Origin of the sequence: Pseudomonas syringae (assembly GCF_021606685.1) — a bacterium.
GTDB lineage: Bacteria > Pseudomonadota > Gammaproteobacteria > Pseudomonadales > Pseudomonadaceae > Aquipseudomonas > Aquipseudomonas syringae_R.
Genome location: NZ_WKCB01000081.1, coordinates 1 through 22,986, shown reverse-complemented (window position 1 = coordinate 22,986; position 22,986 = coordinate 1). Strand labels below are relative to the sequence as shown.

The 22,986-nt window shown below is 63.8% G+C and carries 23 protein-coding genes; 15 read left to right on the top strand and 8 right to left on the bottom strand.

Annotation, left to right across the window (positions count from 1 at the left end; all coding sequences use genetic code 11):
* Positions 1–151: 151 nt before the first annotated feature.
* Genes GIW02_RS22865 through GIW02_RS22835 form a run of 7 tightly spaced genes read left to right on the top strand, consistent with a single transcriptional unit; the run spans position 152 to position 7,286 of the window.
* The gene (locus GIW02_RS22865) at positions 152–1,048 is read left to right on the top strand and encodes an acyl-CoA synthetase (RefSeq protein WP_236416147.1); all 897 of its coding nucleotides are present in this window, start codon (positions 152–154) and stop codon (positions 1,046–1,048) included.
* Positions 1,045–1,818, top strand: a complete 774-nt coding sequence (locus GIW02_RS22860) for an ABC transporter ATP-binding protein (protein WP_236416149.1) — start codon at positions 1,045–1,047, stop codon at positions 1,816–1,818. The genes GIW02_RS22865 and GIW02_RS22860 overlap by 4 nt, the downstream gene beginning before the upstream one ends.
* Positions 1,815–2,696, top strand: coding sequence for a branched-chain amino acid ABC transporter permease (locus GIW02_RS22855; RefSeq protein ID WP_236416151.1), 882 nt, complete (start codon positions 1,815–1,817; stop codon positions 2,694–2,696). Before GIW02_RS22860 ends, GIW02_RS22855 begins: the two co-directional genes overlap by 4 nt.
* Before the next feature lie 4 nt (positions 2,697–2,700).
* Positions 2,701–3,750, top strand: a complete 1,050-nt coding sequence (locus tag GIW02_RS22850) for a branched-chain amino acid ABC transporter permease (protein WP_236416164.1) — start codon at positions 2,701–2,703, stop codon at positions 3,748–3,750.
* Between the two features lie 17 nt (positions 3,751–3,767).
* Positions 3,768–5,108 (top strand): ABC transporter substrate-binding protein, encoded by a 1,341-nt coding sequence (locus GIW02_RS22845; protein ID WP_236416166.1) that lies wholly within the window; start codon positions 3,768–3,770, stop codon positions 5,106–5,108.
* 3 nt (positions 5,109–5,111) lie between these two features.
* The gene (locus GIW02_RS22840) at positions 5,112–5,879 is read left to right on the top strand and encodes an ABC transporter ATP-binding protein (protein ID WP_236416169.1); all 768 of its coding nucleotides are present in this window, start codon (positions 5,112–5,114) and stop codon (positions 5,877–5,879) included.
* 12 nt (positions 5,880–5,891) lie between these two features.
* The gene (locus GIW02_RS22835; RefSeq protein WP_236416171.1) at positions 5,892–7,286 is read left to right on the top strand and encodes an FAD/NAD(P)-binding protein; all 1,395 of its coding nucleotides are present in this window, start codon (positions 5,892–5,894) and stop codon (positions 7,284–7,286) included.
* A gap of 103 nt (positions 7,287–7,389) precedes the next feature.
* Here GIW02_RS22835 and GIW02_RS22830 read toward each other — a convergent pair whose 3' ends face one another.
* From GIW02_RS22830 to GIW02_RS22815, 4 genes are read right to left on the bottom strand one after another with little or no spacing between them, the layout of a single operon-like run.
* Positions 7,390–8,631 (bottom strand): HlyD family efflux transporter periplasmic adaptor subunit, encoded by a 1,242-nt coding sequence (locus tag GIW02_RS22830; protein WP_236416173.1) that lies wholly within the window; start codon positions 8,629–8,631, stop codon positions 7,390–7,392.
* A complete protein-coding gene (locus GIW02_RS22825; protein WP_236416176.1) occupies positions 8,621–10,099 on the bottom strand; it encodes a TolC family protein in 1,479 nt (492 codons plus the stop codon). Before GIW02_RS22825 ends, GIW02_RS22830 begins: the two co-directional genes overlap by 11 nt.
* Positions 10,092–11,291, bottom strand: a complete 1,200-nt coding sequence (locus GIW02_RS22820; protein WP_236416178.1) for an ABC transporter permease — start codon at positions 11,289–11,291, stop codon at positions 10,092–10,094. The genes GIW02_RS22825 and GIW02_RS22820 overlap by 8 nt, the downstream gene beginning before the upstream one ends.
* Positions 11,288–11,995 carry an ABC transporter ATP-binding protein gene (locus GIW02_RS22815; RefSeq protein WP_236416181.1) on the bottom strand — a complete coding sequence of 236 codons (708 nt, stop codon included), beginning with the start codon at positions 11,993–11,995 and terminating at the stop codon, positions 11,288–11,290. The genes GIW02_RS22820 and GIW02_RS22815 overlap by 4 nt, the downstream gene beginning before the upstream one ends.
* A gap of 361 nt (positions 11,996–12,356) precedes the next feature.
* Between GIW02_RS22815 and GIW02_RS22810 the strand changes: the two genes are divergently transcribed.
* Positions 12,357–13,115, top strand: coding sequence for a TetR/AcrR family transcriptional regulator (locus GIW02_RS22810; RefSeq protein ID WP_236416183.1), 759 nt, complete (start codon positions 12,357–12,359; stop codon positions 13,113–13,115).
* Between the two features lie 167 nt (positions 13,116–13,282).
* Here the strand turns inward: GIW02_RS22810 and GIW02_RS22805 are convergent, their stop codons facing one another.
* Positions 13,283–14,344: an FUSC family protein gene (locus GIW02_RS22805; RefSeq protein WP_236416185.1), complete on the bottom strand. Its 1,062-nt coding sequence runs from the start codon at positions 14,342–14,344 to the stop codon at positions 13,283–13,285.
* 151 nt (positions 14,345–14,495) lie between these two features.
* A complete protein-coding gene (locus GIW02_RS22800) occupies positions 14,496–16,112 on the bottom strand; it encodes an NADP-dependent glyceraldehyde-3-phosphate dehydrogenase (RefSeq protein ID WP_236416188.1) in 1,617 nt (538 codons plus the stop codon).
* A gap of 138 nt (positions 16,113–16,250) precedes the next feature.
* On the opposite strand from GIW02_RS22800, the gene GIW02_RS22795 reads away from it, so the two are divergent.
* The 3 genes from GIW02_RS22795 to GIW02_RS22785 all read left to right on the top strand — a co-directional run bounded on the left by GIW02_RS22795 (position 16,251) and on the right by GIW02_RS22785 (position 19,828).
* Positions 16,251–17,114 (top strand): Dyp-type peroxidase, encoded by an 864-nt coding sequence (locus GIW02_RS22795; protein ID WP_236416191.1) that lies wholly within the window; start codon positions 16,251–16,253, stop codon positions 17,112–17,114.
* A gap of 155 nt (positions 17,115–17,269) precedes the next feature.
* The gene (locus GIW02_RS22790; RefSeq protein ID WP_236422087.1) at positions 17,270–18,637 is read left to right on the top strand and encodes an MFS transporter; all 1,368 of its coding nucleotides are present in this window, start codon (positions 17,270–17,272) and stop codon (positions 18,635–18,637) included.
* Between the two features lie 57 nt (positions 18,638–18,694).
* Positions 18,695–19,828, top strand: a complete 1,134-nt coding sequence (locus GIW02_RS22785) for an MFS transporter (protein WP_236419463.1) — start codon at positions 18,695–18,697, stop codon at positions 19,826–19,828.
* Position 19,829: 1 nt separating this feature from the next.
* Here GIW02_RS22785 and GIW02_RS22780 read toward each other — a convergent pair whose 3' ends face one another.
* Positions 19,830–20,351, bottom strand: a complete 522-nt coding sequence (locus GIW02_RS22780) for a DUF3087 family protein (RefSeq protein ID WP_236419462.1) — start codon at positions 20,349–20,351, stop codon at positions 19,830–19,832.
* A 113-nt stretch (positions 20,352–20,464) separates the two neighbouring features.
* Here GIW02_RS22780 and GIW02_RS22775 point away from each other — a divergent pair, with 113 nt between their 5' ends.
* Together GIW02_RS22775 and GIW02_RS22770 are read left to right on the top strand one after the other, a co-directional pair.
* Positions 20,465–20,644 (top strand): hypothetical protein, encoded by a 180-nt coding sequence (locus GIW02_RS22775; protein WP_236419461.1) that lies wholly within the window; start codon positions 20,465–20,467, stop codon positions 20,642–20,644.
* A gap of 12 nt (positions 20,645–20,656) precedes the next feature.
* The gene (locus GIW02_RS22770; protein ID WP_236419460.1) at positions 20,657–20,854 is read left to right on the top strand and encodes a DUF6021 family protein; all 198 of its coding nucleotides are present in this window, start codon (positions 20,657–20,659) and stop codon (positions 20,852–20,854) included.
* Between the two features lie 32 nt (positions 20,855–20,886).
* Here GIW02_RS22770 and GIW02_RS22765 read toward each other — a convergent pair whose 3' ends face one another.
* Entirely contained in the window at positions 20,887–21,123 is a 237-nt protein-coding gene (locus GIW02_RS22765) for a DUF6555 family protein (protein WP_236419459.1), read from the bottom strand.
* Between the two features lie 120 nt (positions 21,124–21,243).
* On the opposite strand from GIW02_RS22765, the gene GIW02_RS22760 reads away from it, so the two are divergent.
* Together GIW02_RS22760 and GIW02_RS22755 are read left to right on the top strand one after the other, a co-directional pair.
* Positions 21,244–22,071: an arylamine N-acetyltransferase family protein gene (locus GIW02_RS22760; RefSeq protein WP_236419458.1), complete on the top strand. Its 828-nt coding sequence runs from the start codon at positions 21,244–21,246 to the stop codon at positions 22,069–22,071.
* Between the two features lie 132 nt (positions 22,072–22,203).
* Positions 22,204–22,956, top strand: a complete 753-nt coding sequence (locus tag GIW02_RS22755; protein WP_236419457.1) for an outer membrane beta-barrel protein — start codon at positions 22,204–22,206, stop codon at positions 22,954–22,956.
* Positions 22,957–22,986: the final 30 nt, after the last annotated feature.

Here is a 22,986-nt window from a genome sequence, read left to right as displayed (position 1 = left end):
TGCCCCCGATAGCGGTGGGTCAATCAAAGGTGTTCTAACTGAACCACCACCATCGGGGGCAAGCCCCCTCCCACATTAGCCCCGTGTTGTCATGAATATCCCAGCCAGCGGACCACCGCACGCTTAATACCCCAATAGGAGCATTACCCCTATGAGCGTGCACGAACTCAAACGTCCGCTGGATCTGGAATGGCCTGCCGAGCAGCTCGGCAACCTGCCCAAGGCCCTGGAGCAATTGCGCCATTGGGCGCAGCTCACACCGTTGCACACGGCCCTGCGCCACAAGCGCCAGGGCCAGTGGTATGCCTGGCGCTGGATCGACGTATTGCGCGATGTCGAGCGCCTGGCCGATGGTTTGCGCCAACAGGGGTTTGGCGAGCCGTCGCGGCTGGTCCTCAGTGGTGCCTTCGAGCCGAACCTGCTGTTGTTGGCCTTGGCGGCGCAGTCCGTCGGCGGGCAGGTGCTGACGCTGGCCGACAGCCTGGAACCTGCGGTGTTGCAGCAACAGCTGTGGCGTATTCGCCCCAGCCACGTGTACGTGCAAGGCCGTCAGCCGCAGTGGGATTTCACCCAACGGTTGGACTTCGCCCGCTTACTCGGCCCGGTAGACCCGGCGCAGCACCTGCATCGCTGGTGGCAGCCGAGCGCTGAAACCGCGCTCTGGAGTGAGGAGGGCACGCAGTGGCAGGGCGGCCTGGCGGTGGTGCTGGACCAGTGGCTGACCAGCGGCCACGGCCTGGCCTTTCCAGAAAACCTGGCCTCGGCGCGCCGCGATCGCAGTGAGGTCGCGCCCACCGGCCTGCTGCTGTCGCCCGATCGCCTGCAGCACCTGGCCGACGATATCGAAAGCCGCCTGGCGCCCCACGGCACCTGGCGGCGACGCCTGTGCGACTGGGCGATTGCCCACCCCCACAGTGGCCTGCGGCGGCTGCTGAAAAATCGCGTGCGCAAGTTGCTGGGCTTCCAGCGCCTGACCTTTATCTGGCAGCCGCTCAAAACCACCACCGAGTCGAGTTGGCTCGCCGAATTCCAACGGGATATTGTATGAGCCAGGCCATTCTCCAGGTGCGCGATATTTCGCTGTCGTTCAAAGGGGTCAAAGCCATCAATGCCTTGTCGTTCGAGGTGCAGCGCGGCGAAATCTGCGCGCTGATCGGCCCCAACGGTGCGGGCAAGAGTTCGTTGCTCAATGTGCTCAATGGCGTGTACCGCTTCGATGCCGGTGAGATCGTGTTCGAGGCGCAGCACTTTCAGCGCATCGACCCGTTGGGCGCAGCGCGTCGCGGTATTGGTCGCACGTTTCAGAACAACGCGCTGTTCAAGAAAATGAGCGTGCTCGACAACATCCTCACCGGCCTGTCGCGGCACCTGCGCAGCAGCTTTATCGAACAGGCTCTGGGCTTGCCCCGCGCGCGGCGCGAAGCCCAAGCCTTCCGGGCGCGCGCCCAGGGCATTCTCGAATTCCTTGAACTGCAAGCTCATCGCGATGTGCTGGTGGGCAACCTGTCCTACGGCCTGCAAAAGCGCGTGGAACTCGGCCGAGCGTTGATCGCCGGGCCCAGCCTGTTACTGCTCGACGAACCGATGGCCGGGATGAACGCCGAGGAAAAACACGAAATGGCGCGCTTCGTCGCCGATGTAAACCGCGACCTGGGCACCACTGTGGTGTTGATCGAGCACGACATGGGCGTGGTCATGGGCCTGTCCGACCACGTGGTGGTGCTCGACTACGGGCGCAAGGTCGGCGACGGCTCGCCGGCCGAGGTGCAAGCCAACCCGGAGGTGATCGCGGCCTACCTGGGAGTGGCCCAGCCATGAATTTTTTCTTCGAAACCCTGCTCGGCGGCCTGCTCGCCGGCACCATGTATTCGCTGGTCGCCATCGGCTTCGTGCTGATCTACAAGGCCAGCGGCGTGTTCAATTTTGCCCAGGGCTCGATGCTGCTGTTCGCCGCGCTGACGTTTGTCAGCCTGCATGACCAAGGCGTGCCGTTTGCCCTGGCGTTGCTGCTGACGGTGCTGGTACTGATCGTCGGCGCGTTGCTGATCGAGCGCCTGGTATTGCGGCCGCTGGTCAACCGTTCGCAGATCACCCTGTTCATGGCCACCCTCGGCCTGTCGTTCATTATCGAAGGCCTGGCGCAGGGCTTGATGGGCTCGCAGGTGCGTGCGCTGGACCTGGGCATCGACGACGTGCCGCTGTTTGTCGGGCCGCTGATGCTCAGCCAGTTCGACCTGATCGCCGCGGCCGTGGCGGTGGTGCTGGTGACGGTGCTGGCGCTGCTGTTCAACAAGACCCGCATCGGCGTGTCGTTGCGCGCGGTGGCGGATGACACCACGGCGGCGCTGTCGATCGGCATCAACCTCAACCGCATCTGGCAGATCGTCTGGGCCGTGGCCGGGATCGTCGGGCTGGTCGCCGGGCTGCTGTGGGGCGCGCGCCAGGGCGTGCAGTTCTCGCTGTCGCTGGTGGTGCTCAAGGCCTTGCCGGTGTTGATCATCGGCGGCTTCACCTCGATTGGCGGGGCGATTGTCGGCGGGCTGATCGTGGGCGCGGCGGAGAACCTCGCCGAGGTCTACATCGGCCCGTTGATCGGCGGCGGCATCACGCCGTGGTTTGCCTACCTATTGGCTTTGGCCTTCCTGTATATCCGCCCCGCCGGCCTGTTCGGCGAGCGCGCCATCGAGCGAGTCTGAAACCATGTCGATCCCTGTTGCTCAAGAAACCGCGCCGCTGCTGCTGATCCAACGGCGTGTGCCCTGGGGCCTGCTCGGCCTGTTGGTGGTGGCGTTCATCCTGGTGCCGCTGTGGGGCAATGACTATTGGCTGAATGCGATCCTGATTCCGTTCCTGGTGCTGTCCCTGGCCGGGTTGGGCCTGAACCTGCTGACCGGCTACACCGGGCAGACCTCGGTGGGCGCGGCGGGCTTCATGGCCGTGGGCGCGTTCGCCACCTACGGTTTTCTGCTGCGCCTGCCCGAGCTGGGCTTGCCCGTGGCGCTGCTGGGCGGCGGGGTTATCAGTGCCCTGGTGGGGCTGGTGTTTGGCCTGCCCAGCTCGCGGATCAAGGGTTTTTACCTGATGGTCACCACGCTGGCGGCGCAGTTTTTCCTGGAGTGGGTCTTCGTCAAATTCCCCTGGTTCTACAACTACGGGTCGTCCGGCACCATCTCCGCGCCCAAGCTGGCGCTGTTCGGCCATGACCTCAACACGCCGCTGGGCCGCTACCTGCTGACCCTAGTGACGGTGCTGCTGTTGACCTGGACCGCGATCAACCTGGTGCGCAGCCAAGTGGGCCGCAACTGGATGGCGATCCGCGACATGGACACCGCCGCCGCCGTGGTCGGCATCCCGGTGGCGCGCTACAAGCGCCTGGCGTTTGCGGTCAGCTCGTTCTACCTGGGCATTGCCGGTGCGCTGTGGGCGTTCGCCTACCTGGGCACGGCCAGCGCCAGCAGCTTCGATATCAACCGCTCGTTCCAGATCCTGTTCATCATCATTATCGGCGGCATGGGCAGCATCGCCGGCAACTTCGTCGGCGCGGCGTTCATCAGTTTGCTGCCGATTTTTCTCAGCCACGCCGGGCAGGCGCTGTTCGGTGGCGCGGTGGACGCGGGCCAGTTGCAAAACCTGCAGAAAATCATCTTTGGCGTATTGATCATCGTGTTCCTGATCAAGGAACCCGAGGGCTTGATTCGCCTGTTGCACAACCTCCGCGATCGGCTGCGTCAATGGCCGCTACGTTTCTGACCTATAAGAGAACTTCCATGCGTGCATCCTTTAAGCGTTCCCTGGTCGGCGCCGCCTTCGCGCTGGCAACCCTGGCCGGTGCTGTGCCCCCGGCCGTCGCTTCGCCAGACCAGCAATTCTTCCCGCTGGCCACCTACCGCGTCGGCGCTTATGCCTCCAGCGGCGTGCAGGTGTGGGCCGGGATGATCGACTACCTGCGGTATATCAACGAGGTCGAAGGCGGCATCAACGGCGTAAAACTGGTGTGGCAGGAATGCGAAACCGAGTGGACGGCAGAGAAGGGCATCGAGTGCTACGAGCGCTTCAAGAATGGCCTGGATGGCGCGCCGGTCGCGGTGTACCAGCCCAATGGCGCACCGGCGGCGTATGCCCTGAGCGAGCGCGCCGAGGTCGACAAGATCCCGCTGATCACCCTCGGCTACGGGCGCACCGAGGCCACCGACGGCACGGTGTTCCCCTACAACTTCCCGGTGATGCTGACCTTCTACAGCGAAGCCTCGACGCTGGTGAACTACATCGCCCAGCGTGAAGGCGGTTTCGACAAACTCAAGGGCAAGAAGATCGCCACGGTCTACCACGACTCGGCCTACGGGCGTGAAACCCTCGGCCCGCTGAAGCTGCTGGCAGAGAAATACGGCTTTGAAAATATCCAGATTCCGGTGGCCGACCCGGGCAACGAGCAATCGGCGCAGTGGCGTCAGGTACGCCAGGCCAACCCGGACTGGGTGTTCCTGCGCACCTGGGGGGTGTCGACCCCGGTCGCGGTCAAAACCGCCGCGCGTTTCGGCTTCCCGGTGGACCATATCATCGGCGATATCTGGGCCAGTTCCAGCGAAGACGTGTTGCCCGCCGGTGCCGCCGCCAAGGGCTACCTGGCCCTCACGCCGTACCCGGCAGGCAGCGATTTCGAGATCCACAAACGCCTCAAGCAGTACATCCTCGACAAGGGCCACAGCGACCTCAAGGACCTGAAAAACTTTGGCAGCGTCTACTACAACTCCGGCCTGGTGAACGCCGCCGTGGCGGTGGAAGCGATCCGCACCGGCCAGGCCAAATTCGGCCAGCGCCCGCTCAATGGCGAAGAGGGCCGCTGGGGCCTGGAGCACTTGAATATCGACGACGCACGCCTCAAGCAAATGGGCTACCTGGGCCTGATGCAGAACCTCAAGCTTTCCTGCCGCGACCACGAAGGCGGCGGCTCGGCCCGGGTGCAGCAGTGGGACGGCGCCAACTGGGCGCTGATCAGCGACTGGATCGCCGCCGACCGCGCGCTGCTGCGCCCGTTGATCGATGAAAAATCCGCCGCGTTCGCCAAGGAAAAAGGCCTGACGCCACGCACCTGCACCGGGGATGAATAAGCCATGAGCCAACCTGCCAGCGAGTCTGCGAGCCCGTCGTTGTTGACGGTCAATGATATTGAGGTGATCTACGACGGCGCGATTCTCGCGGTGGCCGGGGTGTCGCTGAACGTGCCCAAGGGCGCCATCGTCGCGTTGCTCGGCGCCAATGGCGCGGGCAAGAGCACCACGCTCAAGGCGATCTCCGGGCTGGTGCGCGCCGAGCGGGCCGAGGTCAGCCGTGGCGTGATCGAATATGCCGGGCTCGACCTGGCCGGTGTCGACCCCAGCCAGCGTGTGCGCCAGGGCATGGTGCATGTGTTGGAAGGTCGCCATGTGTTCGGCCAGCTCACGGTCGAAGACAACCTGCGCAGCGGCGGCTTTGTGCGGCGCCTGAGCCGCAAGGCCATGGAGGCTGACCTGGAGCGCATCTACGCCTGGTTCCCCCGGCTCAAGACCAAGCGCCACACGCGCGCCGGGCTCACCTCCGGCGGCGAGCAGCAGATGGTCGCCATCGGCCGGGCCTTGATGACCCGCCCTACATTGGTGCTGCTCGACGAGCCGTCCATGGGGTTGGCGCCGATGATCGTGCAGGAGATTTTCGAGATCGTCGCGCAACTCAACCGCGAGCAGCAGGTGAGTTTCCTGATCGCCGAGCAGAACATCAACGTCGCGCTGAACTATGCGTCCCATGGCTACGTGCTGGATACTGGGCGCGTGGCCTTGAGTGGCAGCGCCGCCGAGCTGTTGGCACGGGGTGACCTGCATGACATTTATCTGGGTAAACAGTAAGGGCGAATGCGCATGACTGAATCGACCCGCAACGCCGATGTCCTGATCATCGGCGGCGGCCTGAGCGGCACCCTGCTGGCTATGCAACTGCTGCGCCTGCCTGGGCAGCGCCGGCTGCTGGTGATCGAGCCGCGCGCCGAGCTAGGCCGGGGCGAGGCCTACAGCGCCGTCGAGCTGGGCCATACGTTGAATGGCAACGCCGCGCGCATGAGTGTCGACCCCGACAACGCCGACGACCTGACCCAGTGGCTCACCGCTTACATCGAGGCCGGTGGCTGGCCCGAGGCGCACGAACAGCCGGTGCCGATCAGCGAGCTGTTCCCGCCACGCGGGATTTTTGGTGTGTATGCGCAGCAGCGCCTGGCGCAAGCCAAGGCGCTGTCCGCCTCCACCGTCGAGCATGTGCGCGGGGAAGTAATCGACCTGCAAGTCGACGCCGACTTCACGGTGGTGACCCTGGACAACGGCCAGCAACTGCGCGGCGCCCGGGCGGTTCTGGCGACTGGCATGTTCCCGGCGGCACGCACGCCGCAGACCGAATCCAGCGGTTTGAACGCAGCGGCGGTTGACCCTTGGGATGTGGCCGCGATGACCCAGATCGATGCGCAGGCGACCGTGCTGATCATCGGCTCCGGGCTGACCATGGTCGACGCCGTGGTGTCCCTTGAGCAGGCCGGGCATCGCGGGCCGATCGAGATTTTTTCGCGCCACGGCCTGTTGCCCCATGTGCGTCGACAGCCACCGAGCTGGGAGGATTTTCTTGCCGCCGACCACGGGCTGCGCAGCCCCCGTCAGCTGCTGCGCGAGGTGCGGCGCCAATGCCGCCTCGCACTGCAGCAGGGCGTGGACTGGCAGGCGCCGCTGGACACCGTGCGTGCGCATATCGGCCGTTTGTGGAGCCAGGCCAGCGAGGGCCAAAAGCGCCAGTTCGTGCGCCATGTGCGGCCGTGGTGGGAGAGCCATCATCACCGCTCGCCGCCGTTGAGCGCGCAATTGGTGGCGCGCTTGCATCACGCCGGGCGATTGCGCATTCACGCCGCTTCGTTCAAGGGCCTGGAGCCTTCGGCCAACGGTGTGACCCTGCGCTTGCGCCCGCGCGGCGAGCAAGCGATTCGTCTGGTGACGGGCGCGGCGCTGATCAACTCCAGTGGCATCGAATATGACTGGCGCCGCGTGGCACGGCCGCTGCCCCGGCAATTGCTCAAGCGCGGGCTGATCCAGCCTGGGCCGCTGGCGTTGGGGATTGCAGCGGATGCGACGGGGGCGGTGCTGGATGCGCAGGGCCACGTCAGCCAACGACTGTTCGCCATGGGCCCACCGTTGCGGGGGCTGTGGTGGGAGAGCACGGCGGTGACGGACGTGGCGATTCAGGCCAAGGCACTGGCGTTAAAACTGACAACGACCTAAAGGTGGGAGGGGGCTTGCTCCCGATAGCGGTGGGTCAGTCAATGCACTTAGCGACTGGGCCTCAGCCATCGGGGGCAAGCCCCCTCCCACAGTTGATCTTCATTTATCTTGAGATTTTCACCAGGCCGGGCTTGAGGCCGAATACTTCCACCCCCTGTGGCGTCGATTGCCCGGTGGTCACCTTCACGCGCTCCACCGGCTGATCCATCGCCGCCCGATACTCGACCGTCAGGTCCGGGCCGATCGCCTGGCTCGGTACCACCATCGCCTGCGCATTGTTGTAGGTGACGATGGTCAACCGTGCACTCATCCCCAACCGAACCCGCTGCAATTGCTGGGGCGTCAGCTTGGGGATGGACAGCGTGACCGGAAATTGCGCGCTGCCCTGGCCGCCGCCGGCAACTGCCAAGCCACTGACCACACTCACCGAGCCGCTCAGCCGTTCGCCCTCAAAGCCGTCCCCCATCACTTCCACCGCCTGGCCCTGGTGCAGTTGGTTAATGTCCAGCTCCGACACGTTGGCGACGATTTTCAGCCGCTCGATGTTGGCCAGCCCGAACAGCACCTGCCCCTGGCTGACCTTGCTGCCGGCCTGGATCGGGGCATTGCTGTTGCCGCCCTGGGCTGCACTGTTACCGGGCGCAGGCACTACGATGCCGGAGAACGGCGCCTTGACCTCCTTGCCCTCGAGCAGCGTGTGCAGGGCATCGTATTTCACCGTGGCGTTGGTCAGTTCCATCTCGGCGATCTGGCGGTATTCGCCGTTGCCTTGCGCCACTGCCTGCTGCAGCTCACTGCGCGCAGCGGCGAGGTCGAGTTGCTGCTGCTGGGTCTGCTGTTTGAGGTCGTCGAGCTCGTTGCGCGGGATGATGCCGCGTTGGAACAGGTTTTCACTTTCGGTCAGTCTGCGTTGGGTGTTGCCGGCGCTCATTTGTGCGGTACGCAGGCTGCGGCGGGCGCGGCTTACGGTCGGGCTGCTGTCCCAGTCCTGCATCTCTTGCACCGCGCGGCGGGCCTTGAGCTGGGTTGAGAGGGCGTCGCGCAATTGCACTTCGAGGGTCGCCGGGTCCATGCGCAACAGCACCTGGCCCGCTTCTACCCGCTGGCCTTGCTCCACCAGGTTGGCCTGCACATTGCCGTCAAACGGCGCGGTGAGGATGAGGGTGGTGTCGGGCTCGATCTTGCCCACCAGGCCGATCTGGTGCACCAGCGGGTCGGGCTTGACTGCCAGCCATTGTTCGGCGGCGTCGGCGGGGGCTTGAGCAGGGCTGCGCAGGGCCAGCCCTGCGCCAGTCACCAGCACAATCAATACGACGCCCAGCAGGCGTTTCTGATTAGTAGTCATTGAGGGCGATTTCCCAACTTTCCAGCGTCATGCCCAGGGTCAAGTCGAGCTGGGTCTGGGCGTTCAAATAAGCGATCAGCGCATTGAGTCGGGCGTTTTCGGCATTGCGCAGGTCAGTCTCGAAGCTCAGCACCTGGAAGTTGGTGGAGCGCCCGGCACTGAGCTTTTCCCGCTCGATCTCGATTTTGCGCCGCGACAATTCCACCGCGCGCTGGGAAATTTCATACTGCCGCCAGCGCGTGCCAAGGTCGCGTACCACGTCGTTGACGCTGCGCTCCAGTTCCTGGCGGGCATCGGTGATGCGGATCTGCTGGTCCTCCACGTCCACCCGCGCGCGCACTTCGGCCTGGCGCGTGCTGATGTCGCCGATGGGGATCTGCACCTGGACCCCGGCGTAGCTGTCCCACGTGCGATTGTTGTTGCTGCCGGTGTCGTTGGTGTAGTTGTCGCGCACCTGGTTGGCGCCGGCGACCAGGTCGACTTGCCAGCGCCCGGAGTCCTTGGCGATCACCAGGTTGAGGTCGGCCTGCTGGCTGCCGAGCAGGGCGGCGAGGTATTCCGGTTGCTGGGTTTGCGCCAGGTTGAAGGCCTGGCGTTTGTCGATCTGCATGGGCTTGGCCTCCAGGGCTTCGGTGGCGCGAATCGGGGTGGACAGGTCCAGCGCCAGCAGGCGCAGCAGCGCCAGGCGGCTGGTGTCGAGTTGGTTTTGCGCTTCTTCGACGCCCAGTTGCTGGGTGGCGATATCGGCCTCGGTCTGCACGATTTCGAACTCGGCCATGCGCCCGGCGCTGATCAAGGCCTTGTTCACCTCCAGCAGGGTGCCGGAGCGTTTGAGGGCGTCCTGCACGATGCTCAGTTGCTCCTGGGCGCGCAGCAATTCGCGGTAGGTGGCGATGATCTGGCTGATGGTCTGCGCCACGGTGGCCTTCAGGTTCAGGCGGTTGGCCTGCTCCGCCAGGCGCGACAGGCGCAGCGGCGCGGTGGTGGCGTCCCAGCCGGCACCGCGCAACAGCGGCTGGATGATCGCCAGGTCCAGGCCGTCGCTGCGGTAGCGGCCGGCGCGGTCGGCGTTGTTCAGTTGTTGGGTCCAGGCCATGCTCAGGCGGGTGCCGTACTCGCCGAGCAGGCTGGTGGCCGGCGCCACGTTGGCATTGCGCGCGCTGTCGGCGGAGCCACGGGTGCTGCGGTAGTAGCTGTTGAGGGTGAGCTTGGGGTTGAACACATCCTCGGCCACGCGCAGGTCGAACTTCTGCGCGACCCGTTGCAGGTAGGCGCTGCGGATCGCCGGGTTATTGCGCAGGCCCAGGTACACGGCGTCGCCCAAGGTCAGGGTGGTGGCCTGGGCATTCAACGACACGCTCCGGTCATAAGCGCTGCGGGTGCTGCTGGGGGCCGACGGTTTGATGACAACGTCGGCGGCCAGGCTGTGCAGGCTTGCCAGCGCGAGCAGGCATAACCATCTACTCATCGCGCAGCGCCTCCACCGGCTGCAACCGTGAGGCCGAGACTGCCGGATAGATACCGAAGAACAAGCCCACCAGCAACGTACTGCCCACCCCCAGCGGCAGGGCAGCGATCGCCAAGACAAACGCCCACCCCGACAGCCACGCGTACAGCCAGGCGGCGCTCATGCCCAACACCGCGCCGCACGCTGCACCCACCGCTGTCAGTGTCACGGCCTCGAGCAGGAACAGGTTGCGGATATCGCGCTGGCGCGCACCCAGGGCCATGCGGATGCCGATCTCGCGACGGCGCTCGGAAACGTTCATCAGCATCACGTTCATCACCCCCACGCCGCCGCCCACCAGCGAGATCGCGCCCAGGGCCAGCAGCAGGTAGGCGAACGTGCGGCTCTGGCGGGTCATGCCATCGATCATTTGCTGGGGCACCTGGATGTCGACGTCGTGATCGGACAACTGGGCTTTCAACGCGGCGGCCGTGGCACCGGCCAGCGCGTCCATGTCCTGGCCAGGCGCGGCGCGGATGATCACGCTGGCGATCTGCGGGTTGGCAAAGATGCGCCGCATGCCTTGGGCGGGGATGAACAGCGAGTCGTTGGCCTGCACCGGCATCAGCATCGCCCGGGGCGCGTGTTGCAGGATGCCCACCACCAGGAACAGGTAGTCGTTGACGCGCACACGGTCACCGAGTTTCAACGGCGCGCCGGGTGCGCCGAGGGTCTGCGCCAGTTGGTCACCGATCACGGCGAAGGTTTCAGCGGCGTCAAAGTCCGAGAGGAAGCGCCCCTCCCGCAGCACCAGACGCATGGCCTGCTCGATGCCCGGCGTGCTGCCGACGTAATTGCCGTTGGCGGTGCGGCCATTGAACAGGATCGGCCCACTGAACAACGTGAGTGCGCCCAGGTGCGCAATGCCCGGCACGGCCTGGCGCACGGCTTCCAGGTCGAGGCGGGTGCGCATCGGGATGTTGCTGTTGCCCTTGGGCGGGAACTGGGCGACCAGGGTGTCGGTGCCCATGTCCTTGAAAATCATCGCGGCGTCCACCGCCGCGTTGTGGCCGATATTGATCAGCGCCACCACCGATGAACTGCCGATCACGATCCCCAGCAGGGCCAAAATCGAGCGCCTGCCCAGGGTGCGCAGGCTGACGAATGCTTCATGCAGCAGTTGGCTTAGGCGCTGTTCTACCCGCACGGTCATAGGCGCTCGACCTCTTGCACCACGCCGTTGCGCACCAGGATCTTGCGGTCCAGGCGCGCGGCGATCTGCGGGTCGTGGGTGACGATGATCAGCGTTACTTGTTGTTCGCGGTTCAGCGCCAGCAGCAGGTCCATGATGTCTTGGGCGGTGCTGCTGTCGAGGTTGCCGGTGGGTTCGTCGGCCAGGATCACCGAGGGTTTGCCCACCAGTGCTCGCGCAATCGCCACGCGTTGGCGCTGGCCGCCGGAGAGGTCGGCGGGGCGGTGGTGCGCGCGTTCGGCCAGGCCCACCTGGGCCAGCATGCGCAGGGCCTGTTCCAGCGACTCGTGGCGCGACACGCCGCGATAGCCCAGGGGCAGGGCCACGTTGTCGAGGGCACTGAGGCGCGGCAGCAGGTTGAAGCTCTGGAACACAAAACCGATCTGCTGATTGCGGATCGCCGCCAGCTCGTCGGGGCTGGCGTTGAAAATATCGTGACCGGCGAAGTGGTACTGGCCGCTGTTGGGCAAGTCCAGCAGGCCGAGGATATTGAGCAGGGTACTTTTACCGGAGCCGGAGGCGCCGAGAATGCCGCAGCTGTCGCCGCGGGCGATGGTCAGGCAGACATCGTTGAGAATGGCCAGGTGTTGCCCGGCCAACTGGTAGCGTTTGCCGATGCCGTGCAGGGAGATCAGGCCAGGGTGCGCGGGGGTGTCTGTCGTCATGACTACGCCTTCAGCCTCGACGCTGCAGCGCTGCCCCGGTAAAGCTTTGTAACAAGTTCGGGGGCTGCCTGGAACGCGTCACGGACTGGTTTTGTTTCTTGTTTTTAAAATATTGTTTGAATACTAACCGTGTTCAGGCCGCTTCGCCAGCCATGGATGTAGAGCGGTTTTACGCTTTGAAACGATTCTTCTAACTGGCAAAAATGCCTGCTGAAAAACCTTCAATTCGCGTCAAACAGCCCGTCAGCACAGGCTTTTGATGATATGGCGCACTGTCACTACTTGCTTTCGACCGGCGGCCCCGGTATAAAAAATCAAATTATTTTTTAAAACAATATTTCCCACGTGGAACTTCTCTTCTATGGTCGCGAAGAAACTCAGCGCTCCAAACATCACCAAGACTCGATTGCTGGATGCGACAGAGGCGCTCTTCATCAAGTACGGCTATGACGCTGTGCTGTTACGGCAGATTACCGAGCGTGCTCAGGTGAACCTGGCCGCCGTGAACTACCACTTCGGGGACAAGGATTCCCTGATGAAAACCCTGCTGATGCAGCGCCTGGAGCCGCTCAACGAGCAGCGCCTGGAGTTGCTGGCGCGCTGCGAAGCCGAGTCCGACGGCCCGCTGGACTGCGACACGTTGCTCGGCGTGCTGTTTGCACCGGCCATGGGCCTGGAGCGCAGCGACCCGGCCAGCAGCACCGGGGAAGGGCGTTCGTTTATCCGCTTCCTGGGCCGGGTCTACAGCGATACCTCGCCGTTTATCCAGGAATACCTCAAGGTGCATTACCAGCCGGTGTTCCAGCGCTTTTTCGAAGCCTTCGCCCTGGCCTTGCCGGATTTACCGCGCAACGAGCTGGGCGTCCGCCTGCAATTTGCCCTCAAGGCGATTTCCGGGGTCATGGCCGGTACCGAATTGCGCTTGCTGATGAACTCCATGAGCCTGGGCCGCCCGGCCACGGATGCCGAAGTCATGGCCAAGCTGATTACCCTGGTGTCGGCGGCGATTCGCGTGCCGCAGCAAAGCCCGGAAGCCGAAAACGCGCTGGCCAAAGTGCTTGATACCCAGCGCGCGATTCGCGAACACGCTGCGGCGCCCGCCGCCAAGGCTTCGCGGTAGCGTGAACGCCAGGCAAAAAAAGCCCGCTGGGGCGGCGGGCTTGATGTGCAACGTTTGTAACGGATGAGGCTTCACCCTACGTCCCGGGATGTGAATAAAACGTGAAAAATATGTAAGAGAAAATGTGAATGTGTTGACGTAGGCAATTGCGTCACATGGCCACCTCTCTAGATTTTCCAGCGCCCGGCGCTTTTGGCCAGGCGTTGGCGCATCGCATCCACGTTCGCCGCCAGTTGCACGGTCAGCAATCGATACCCATCCAGGGCGCTGTAGACCGGCGCATCCAGTGCCGGCTCGGCGCCGCTGATTGGGCTGGGCCGCTCCAGTCGCTCCGTGACCCCGGACTTCAACGCTCGCGCCATCCCCACCAGTTGCACGCGAATCTGCCGATGCTCGGCCCTCAACATTACCTGCATCCGCGCCATCGCCTGCTCATCCCGTGGGTCGGGCCGGGTATTGCCGAGAATCTCCAGTGTGCTGATGCACATGCGCAGATGACGCTGGATCGTGTCCAGCTCGGTCATGGAAATGCGCACTTCCTTGGACACCGACGGCATCAACGAGCGCAGTTGCAGCATGGCTGCATTCAAACGGTTGAGCAGTTTGAGGTGCTCATCGTCGGTCACTGACTGACCATTGATGATGCGGCTGTAGATCTGCGCGCAATCGCGCAAAGCGCTGGCCAGGTTGTAGCGCCACGAATACACAGCGTACAGCGGCAGGGCGAAGGAGAACGCCAGTGCCAGCACAATGCCAATGAGGATATCGACGGTGCGCCACAGGCCATCCGAGATCGGGTTATCGCCGTGGCCGGCAACGATAAACACCGTGATGGCCGACAACAGCGCGATGTACCCGCCCTTGCCGATGGCGTGGTAGGAAAAGAACCCGCACACCACCGACATCAACAGGTAGGTCAACAGCGGCTGACCGAAATACGCTTGCTGCACCACCAGCACCAGGCCGACGCTGGCGCCGATCAAGGTGCCGTAGGCGCGTTCCACGGCTTTTTTGCCGATGTTGCCGTGGTGCTGCAAGCCACCGATCACGATCAGCATGGTCACGGATGCCCACTCACCGTGCGGCAGGTTGATGCCGGTGGTGAGCAGGATTGTTGCCAGCAACCCGATGGACACGCGCACGGCGTGGATCAGCTTGGCGTGGCGGAAGCGGCGGTACGGGTCGAGCAGGGGGCGCAGCAGGCGCCGGCAAAACATGGGCAAATTCATCGGTATTAAAGGAGGCTCGATAGTCAGGGTGGGCTCAATCTAAATTGTGGGAGCGGGCTTGCTCGCGAATGCGGAGTGTCAGTCGGCACATCGTTGACTGATCAACCGCACTCGCGAGCAAGCCCGCTCCCACATTTTTGCTGCGCCATTTTTAGAAAATATAGTCAGTGGTCAAAAAGCTTGAGTCGCGGTTGCGCAGGATATCGCTGACCAACGCCTTGTTGCTGTCCTGGAATTTGGTAGCCACCAGGGTGCGGATCGAAAACACGCGCAGCGCGTCATGTACCGACAGCGTGCCTTCGGCCGAGTTCTTGCGCCCGTTGAAGGGGAAGGTGTCCGGCCCTCGCTGGCACTGGGCGTTGATATTGATGCGGCCGACCTGGTTGGCGAACACGTCCACCAGGCGCCCGACTTCCACGGCATTGGTGCCGAAGAGGCTCAGTTGCTGGCCGAAGTCCGAGTCCAGCACGTACTCGATCACGGTGTCCAGGTCCCGGTAGGGCACGATGGGCACCACCGGGCCGAACTGCTCCTCGTGGTACACGCGCATCTGCGGGGTCACCGGGTACAGCACCGCGGGGTAGAAGAACGACCCGCGGCTGATGCCGCCATTGGGGTTCACCACCTGGGCGCCGTGTTCGGCCGCGTCGGCTACCAGGGCGTTGAGGTAATCGACCTTGCCGGCTTCCGGCAGCGGTGTCAGCGACACGCCGTCTTCCCACGGCATGCCGGGCTTCAAGGTGGCCAGCTTGGCGTTGAATTTGTCGATAAAGCGTGTGACCACATCCTCGTGCACAAACAGGATTTTTAACGCGGTGCAGCGCTGGCCGTTGAATGACAGGGCGCCGGTGACGGCCTCGCTGACGGCATTGTCCAGGTCCACCTCGGGCAGCACGATGCCGGGGTTTTTCGCATCCAGGCCCAGGGCGGCACGCAAGCGGTGCGGTTTTGGATGGAGTTTTTTCAGGTCACTGGCAGCCTTGTTGGTGCCGATGAACGCAAAGATATCGATCTTGCCGCTGGCCATCAGCGCGCTGACGGTTTCGCGGCCGCTGCCGTAGATCACGTTGATCACCCCGGCCGGGAAGCTGTCGCGAAACGCCTCCAGCAACGGGCGGATCAACAGCACGCCAAGCTTGGCCGGCTTGAATACCACGGTGTTGCCCATGATCAACGCCGGGATCAGCGTGGTGAACGTCTCGTTCAGCGGGTAGTTGTAGGGCCCCATGCACAGCGCCACGCCCAGCGGTACTCGGCGGATCTGCCCGAGGGTGTCCTGTTCCAGCTCGAAGCGGCTGCTGCGGCGGTCGAGTTCCTTGAGCGCGTTGATGGTGTCGGTGATGTAGTCGCAGGTGCGGTCGAACTCTTTCTGCGAGTCCTTGAGGTTCTTGCCGATCTCCCACATCAGCAGCTTGACCACCGCATCGCGCTGTTCGCGCATGCGCCGTAAAAAGGCTTCGACGTGCTGGATACGCTCCGCCACGCGCATCGTCGGCCATTCACCCTGGCCGCGGTCATAGGCGCGCACGGCGGCGTCGAGGGCGGTGAGGGCGGTGTCGGCATCCAGCAGCGGGGTGCTGCCGATATGCACGCGCGCGTCGCCCAGTTGCACCGGGCTCAGCACTTGCGCCAGCGGGCCGTTCCACACCTGCAACTGGCCGTCCACCAGGTAGTCACGCTGTTCAATGGGCGCCGCCAGGCGAAATTGTTCGGGAATATCGGCGACGGTGGCGGGAAACAGCTGGGCGAGCAGGTTACTGGTGGTCATGTTGCTACCCCTGGAATAGTTGCAAAACATGACTAGAGAGTCACCCAACAACGGGCTCTATGGCAAGGCTTGCGCGCTTTCTTGTACGCACCGCCGTGTGCGCCGGGTAAACTGCGCGCCTTTCTTGAAGGAGTTCACATGAGTCAGTACCAGCCGGGCATTCTTGCCGCACCGGTGCCGTTGCAGGCACGCCATCTGTTTTTTGCCGTGGATACCCTGGCCGCCGTACCCGCTGCGCTGGACGCACTGGTGCAGTTGGCCGATTCGGCGGCAGTGGTCGGGTTTGGCGAGCCGCTGGTCAACGCGCTGGGTGCAACCATCGATGGCTTGCGTGCATTCCCGCAGGTCAGCGCGCCCGGCGCGCACAACCCGTCGACGCAGCAGGCGTTGTGGGTGTGGCTGCACGGTGTGGATCGCGGCGAGCTGCTGTTGCGCAGCCGGGCCGTTGAAAAGGCCCTGGCGCCAGCGTTTCGCATGGTCCAGATGACCGAAGGTTTCCGCTACAAGACCGGCTTTGACCTCACCGACTACGAAGACGGCACCGAAAACCCCCACGACGAAGCCGCCGTTGAAGCCGCCCTGACCGACAGCGGCGCCAGCTTCGCCGCGATCCAGCAATGGCAGCACGACCTCGATGGGTTTGCCGCCTTGCCCGCCCAGGAGCGCGACCACATTATCGGCCGCCGCCATGGCGACAACGAAGAGTTGGAAGACGCCCCGGAATCCGCCCACACCAAACGCACCGCCCAGGAAAGTTTCACCCCGGAAGCCTTTGTGGTGCGCCGCTCCATGCCGTGGGCCGAGAACGGCCAGGCGGGGTTGATGTTCCTGGCGTTCGGCCATTCCTTCGATGCATTCGAAGCCCAACTGCGCCGCATGAGCGGGCTGGAAGACGGGATTGTCGATGGCCTGTATCGCGTCAGCACGCCGTTGACCGGTGGCTACTACTGGTGCCCGCCGGTCAAGGACGGGCATCTGGACCTGAGCGCGCTGGCCGTTTGATCACAGGCTTCGCCAGACAGCGCGGGTAAGGCCGGCTGCCCACTAGCGGGTGGCCGGTGGCGAACATGAAAACTTTGACAGCCAGGCAATCGGCAACTGAAAAAATCCCCGGGTCCCCGTAATCTAGGGGCCTTTGCCACCTGTACGGATTGTTCATGTCCTCTGTTGCCGACGGGCTCCCTTTGAATAAACGCCTGCCGGCCGTGATCGCGATCTCCCTGGGGATCGGCATGGCGACCCTGGACACGGCCATCGTCAACACCGCATTGCCGACCCTGGCGGAGGGGATCGGCACCGATTCCGCTTCGGTGATCTGGGTGGTAAATGCCTACCAGCTGGCGATTATCGCCACGGTACTGCCGTTTGCGTCGCTCAGTGATGTACTGGGGCACCGCCGGGTGTACCTCGGCGGGTTGCTGGTGTTTATCCTCTCGTCGCTGTTTTGCGGGCTGGCCGGTTCGCTGGTCACCCTCACGGCGGCGCGGGTGGTACAGGGTTTGGGGGCGGCGGCGATCATGAGCGTCAACACGGCCCTGTTGCGGCATATCTACCCCTCGAAGATGCTCGGCCGTGGCCTGGGCTATAACTCGCTGGTGGTGGGGCTGGCGTTTACCCTGGGGCCCACCGCTGCGTCGGCGATTTTGTCGGTGGCGAGCTGGCATTGGCTGTATTTGATCAACGTGCCGTTGGGCTTGCTGGCCCTGGTGCTGGGCGTGCGTTCACTGCCGACCCTGCCGATCACCGGCCACGCGTTCGATCGTCTGGCGGCGCTGCTGTGCGCCGGGTTGTTCGCGTTGCTGGTGCTGGGCCTGGGCACGGCGGTGCACGGCGCCCAGGGCGCGTTGACCCTGGGCCTGATCGGCGTGGCGCTGGTGTGCGGGGCCTTGCTGCTGCGGCGCCAGGCCGGGCACCCGGCGCCGATGCTGGCCTTGGACCTGTTCAAGCGGCCGGTGTTTGCCTTGTCGTCGCTGACCGCGATCTGTGCGTTCAGCGCCCAGGGGCTGGCCTTTGTGTCGCTGCCGTTTCTGTTGCAGGCGGTGCTGGGGCACAGCCAGGTGGAAACCGGGTTTCTGATGACGCCGTGGCCCGCCGTGGTCGCGGTGATGGCGCTGGTGGCGGGGCGTCTGGCCGATCGCGTGTCGCTTGGTGTGTTGTGTGGCATCGGCCTGTTGATGCTCAGCGTGGGCATGGCCGCGCTGGCCAGCCTGGGTAACGATGCGTCGGCCTTTCAGATTGGCTGGCGCATGGCCTTGTGCGGTGCGGGTTTCGGCTTCTTCCAGTCGCCCAACCTCAAGGCGCTGATGACCAGCGCACCGTTGGCACGCAGTGGTGGGGCCAGCGGTATCGTGGCGATTTCACGCCTGCTCGGGCAGACGCTGGGGGCGTCGTTGGTGGCGTTGTGTTTCCACCTGTCCCTGAGCAGCGGGCCGCAATCTGCACTGTGGCTGGGGTGCGCGTTCGCGCTGGTGGGCGCTGTGGCCAGTGGCTTGCGTTTAGTGCCTTACGGGAAAAAGCCGTTGTAAAAGCGCGTGCGGCAGGGCTAACGTGGCGGCCTGAATATTTCGGGATGTTTCAGATTTATGTCCAGCCTGGCCCTCCATAACGCCGATACCCACTCCCGTCGCGCGGCACTGACCCTGGCCTTGTGCCTGCCCAGTGACGTTTTGCTCTACCTGCTGCTGCCGATGGAATCCCAAGCGTTCGGCATCACCCTGGCCCAGGCCGGAGTGTTGCTGGCGGCCAATCGTCTGGTGCGGATTTTCGGCTACCGCCATGTGTTGAATTTCTACGCGCGCCACGGCGATCGGCTGACCTGCATGATCGCCGCCGGCGCCGCGACGTTGTGCGCGCTGGGCAATTCGGTGCTGTCGGGGTTTGCCGCGCTGCTGGGGTTGCGGCTGGTCTGGGGCCTGTGTTTTGCCGCGCTGAACCTCTCCACCCAAGTACTGGCAACCTCGGAACCGGCGGGCGCCGCACGCCGGGCAGGGCGGTCGCGGGCCTTGATCGCCCTGGGGCCGATGCTGGCACTGCCGTTGGGCGGCTGGTTGACGTTATGGGCGCGGCCACGTCCGATCTTCGTGATCCTGGCCGGCTGCTGCCTGGCAGGCCTTTGGATGGCGCGCGGGCTGCCCGCGGCAGGGCATGATTTGCACAGCACACCGGGGCGCCGCTTCAAGTGGCCGGACAGTGTGGCGCTGTGGTCGTTTATCGAGGGCGTGGCGCTGGACGGGTTGTTTATTTTTGGCCTGTCGATCCAGGCGCAGAAGCTGCTGGGCGGCGATGCGGTGCTGATCGCCGGTGGCTTGATGGCGCTGCGGTATGTCTCGGAACTGCTCCTCAGCCCCTTGGGCGGTCGCGTGGCCCAGCGGTTTGGCGCCACGTCGATGCTGCTGCTGTTCTCGTTCCTGAGCGCCCTGGCCCTGACCGCGTTTGGCAGCTATTGGGTGGTGGCGGGCGCGGCGGCGGTGCTGGTGTTGCGCGCGCTGCAACTGCCGCTGGTGACCACCCTGGTGGCCGAGCGCAACCCCGGCTCCATGCGCGTATCGGCCCTGGCCTCGAATGCTGTGTGGCGGGATATCGGCGCCGGCCTCGGCCCTCTGCTGGCGGGTCTGTTGCTGCCGATTGCCTCGGCGCCGTGGGTGTTTGGCCTGGCCGGTGCGGCCATTGCCGTGAGCGCGGTGTTCTGCTGGCGCGCAACAACGGCGGCCGACTGACTCAAGCGTGTTTCAGCGTCTCCAGCCAGGCGGGATCGAAGCGGGTTTGTTCGGGGTCGATCCCCAGTGCCTGCATCTTCGCCTTGTGCGCTTCGATTTCCCCCACGCTTTGCGCCTGGCTGCTGGAGTTGGCGTCCAGTGCATGCATCTGCGTCAGCCCCAGGTGGTAGAAGCGCAGCAACTTGATCGCGGTCGGGTCATTGGCCTGCACGCGCTCGGTGACGATGTGCATCACATTGGTCACGCTCATCAGGCTGCGCTTGAGCTGCCAGCCATACACCGCCGCTGCCAGCCACGGCTGGCTCCAGAACGGGCCACGGACCAGCGCGACAGTGATCAGCACACCGGCAAATACGCCGCCGACGTTAAAGCGAAAATTGTCGCCGCCGGGCTCGCCGAACAGCATCACCGCCAGACTCGACAGCAGCATCGCCAAGGCCAGGAATACCACGGCCACGATCAACGTGCTGCGCCGGGTCTGTTGGCGGTAAGTGGCAGGGTTGCAGGGTTTGAGCTCGAACATCCGGGGTATTTCTCCAGAAGGGGCCGGCATCATCTCACGCTTGGGCAAACAAGTTGAACGATGGTGTACGGCGGTTTCTCTAAACCTGTGTAGACCCATTGAGGTGACCCATCATGCCCGAATACAAGCAGCCGCCACCCGGCACACCCGACCCCGACCGCACACCCGGCGAAGAAGAGCGCGACAACGATGCGTTGCGCCCCAATGACCCGAAAGAGCGTGACGACAATGATGACGTAGAGCGAGTCGAGGAAGGCCTGCAAAACCTCCACGACAAGGCTCGCCCGCTGTAACAGGAGACTGTGATGACCAAGCGACCAGATGGCCCGGCGTCGAACGAACAGGCCAGCGACCAGGACGAGTTGGGTTTCGACCCGGACTCCCCGGATGTCGCCGACCCGCAGGTTGACCCCATCGGCGCGGCTATCGCCCCGCTGGATGAGAAGAAAGACCCGGCGAAAAAAAAGCCGCCCTACGATCCGCTGGGCGACTTGAAAACGTAAACAACAGCCCCGCCCTCGAGCGGGGCTTTTGTTTACTTGGGGGGTGTCCAGGTCACTTGGGTGATGCCGTATTTCTCGGCCCACGGGCGCGTGGTTTTCTTCACTTGCTCATGGCCTACACGGCCGATACGGCTGACGTGGGCAATGTCGGCATCAACGGCCGCCCAATGCCAGGCCTCGGCGTTATTCATTATTTCTGCGCGCACCACAAAAGACTTTGGCTGGCCGTGCAGGTGATAGTGGATGGTGTAGATTTTTGCGGTACTCATGTTGCCTCCCTGTCTTGTTATAGATGGATAGGAAAGCGTTCAAAAAGGTTCATTCAAAATGACAATCTGCATGTTCGCGCGGCATAGTGAGGCCTTCGCCCCGTGCTCAAGGATTGCACCATGCCCCGTCTGACCCACTGCCCGTTGTACCTGCAACGCCTGGGCTACGACACGCCGCCGCCGCCCACGCTGCAGACACTGCAGGATTTGCAGCTGCGCCATGTGTGCACCTTTGCCTTTGAAAGCCTGTCGACCTTGCTGCACCTGCCGGTACCGATCGACCTGCCCAGCGTCGAGCAAAAAGTGTTGTTCGATGGGCGTGGCGGCTATTGCTATGAGTTGAACCAGATGTTCCTCGCCCTGCTACAGGACCTGGGCTTCGACGCGCGTGGCATCACCGGCCGGGTGGTGATGGGCGGGCCGGCGGATGCGCATACCGCGCGGACCCATCGCCTGAGCCTGGTGACCCTGGACGGCGTGCGCTACATCAGCGATGTCGGCTTTGGCGGCATGGTGCCCAGCAGCCCATTGCAACTGGACAACCAAGCCGTGCAGGCCAGCGCCCATGAACCTTATCGCCTGACGTTCGACGGGCAGGGCAGCTACACCCTGTGGGCCCAGGTTGGTGAGGAGTGGCGAGGCCTGTATGTGTTCGACCTGCAGGTGCAGGCAGACATCGACTACGAGATCGGCAACTGGTACGTCTCCACCCACCCGGGTTCGCCGTTCGTGGGGCAGTTGAAGGTCGCTCGCCTGGCACCGGGCAAACGCTTCACGCTGAACAATGCCAGCTACGCGGTTCACTACCTCGACCGGCCCAGCGAAAAACGCGTGATCGACAGCGCCGATGAGCTGATCGCGTTGCTCAGTGATACGTTCGGCATTCGCCTGCCGGCGCACGCGCGGCTGCGACCTGCCCTTGATCGCCTGATAGTGGCCCAGTCCTGAGAATATTGACGCAGAGCCTTCGCTGAAGCGTTTTATCTCCCTGCTCGAGCAAAATCTTTCGAACCCTTTCGCAAAACCGGGTTCGAAGCGGTTCCTGAATAATTTGCTCACCAGACAAGGAGATGTACAACGATGTCCAAGCTATTCGGAACACTCCTCCAGAACACCTCGCTCCTGGCGCTGGTCGCTGCGCCTGCCGTGGTGTTCGCTGCGCCGTCCACCGATCCGATCTCCACGTTCGGGATCCAGGGCAGCTACAACGACTTCAAATTCGAAGGCGGTAGCGAGAGCGACAAGAGCCACATGCCCCAAGCGGGCCTTTTCTACAACTTCGGTAACAAGCTCACCGCCGAATCCGGCTTTATCTACCAGGCCGGTATCGAAGCCAAGTACGGCGAAAAAAGTGACGACAAACTCAAGGAAGGCCAGGCCGACCTGGACCTGGGCTGGCGTACCGCGCTGGATGCGCGCAATTTTGTCGACGTGATCGTAGGCGCTGGCTACAGCTGGACGCGCTACGAGTCCGACATTAACGACCTCGGCGTGAAACTCACCAACAAATCGCCGTTCGCCAAGGCCGCCCTCGGCTACAACCACCAATTCGACGATATGACCCTGCGCCTCGAAGCCGGCGCCCGTCGTACCATCGACGGCCGTACCAAGCTCAAGGTGGATGACGTTGGCAGCGACACCGTGGACCTCAAGGACCGCACCAATCCCTACGCTGAAGTCAGCCTGTTGATGAACCAGAAGGGTGACCTGCCGGTGGTCGCGGGCCTGTACTACACCCGCACCGAATACAAACTCGACGATGACTCCGACGTCGCCGACAACACCCGGCTCAAACGTAACGAGTACGGCTTCAAGGTCGGTCTCGCGTTCTAACCCCACCCCAGAACGTGGGCGGTCAACGCC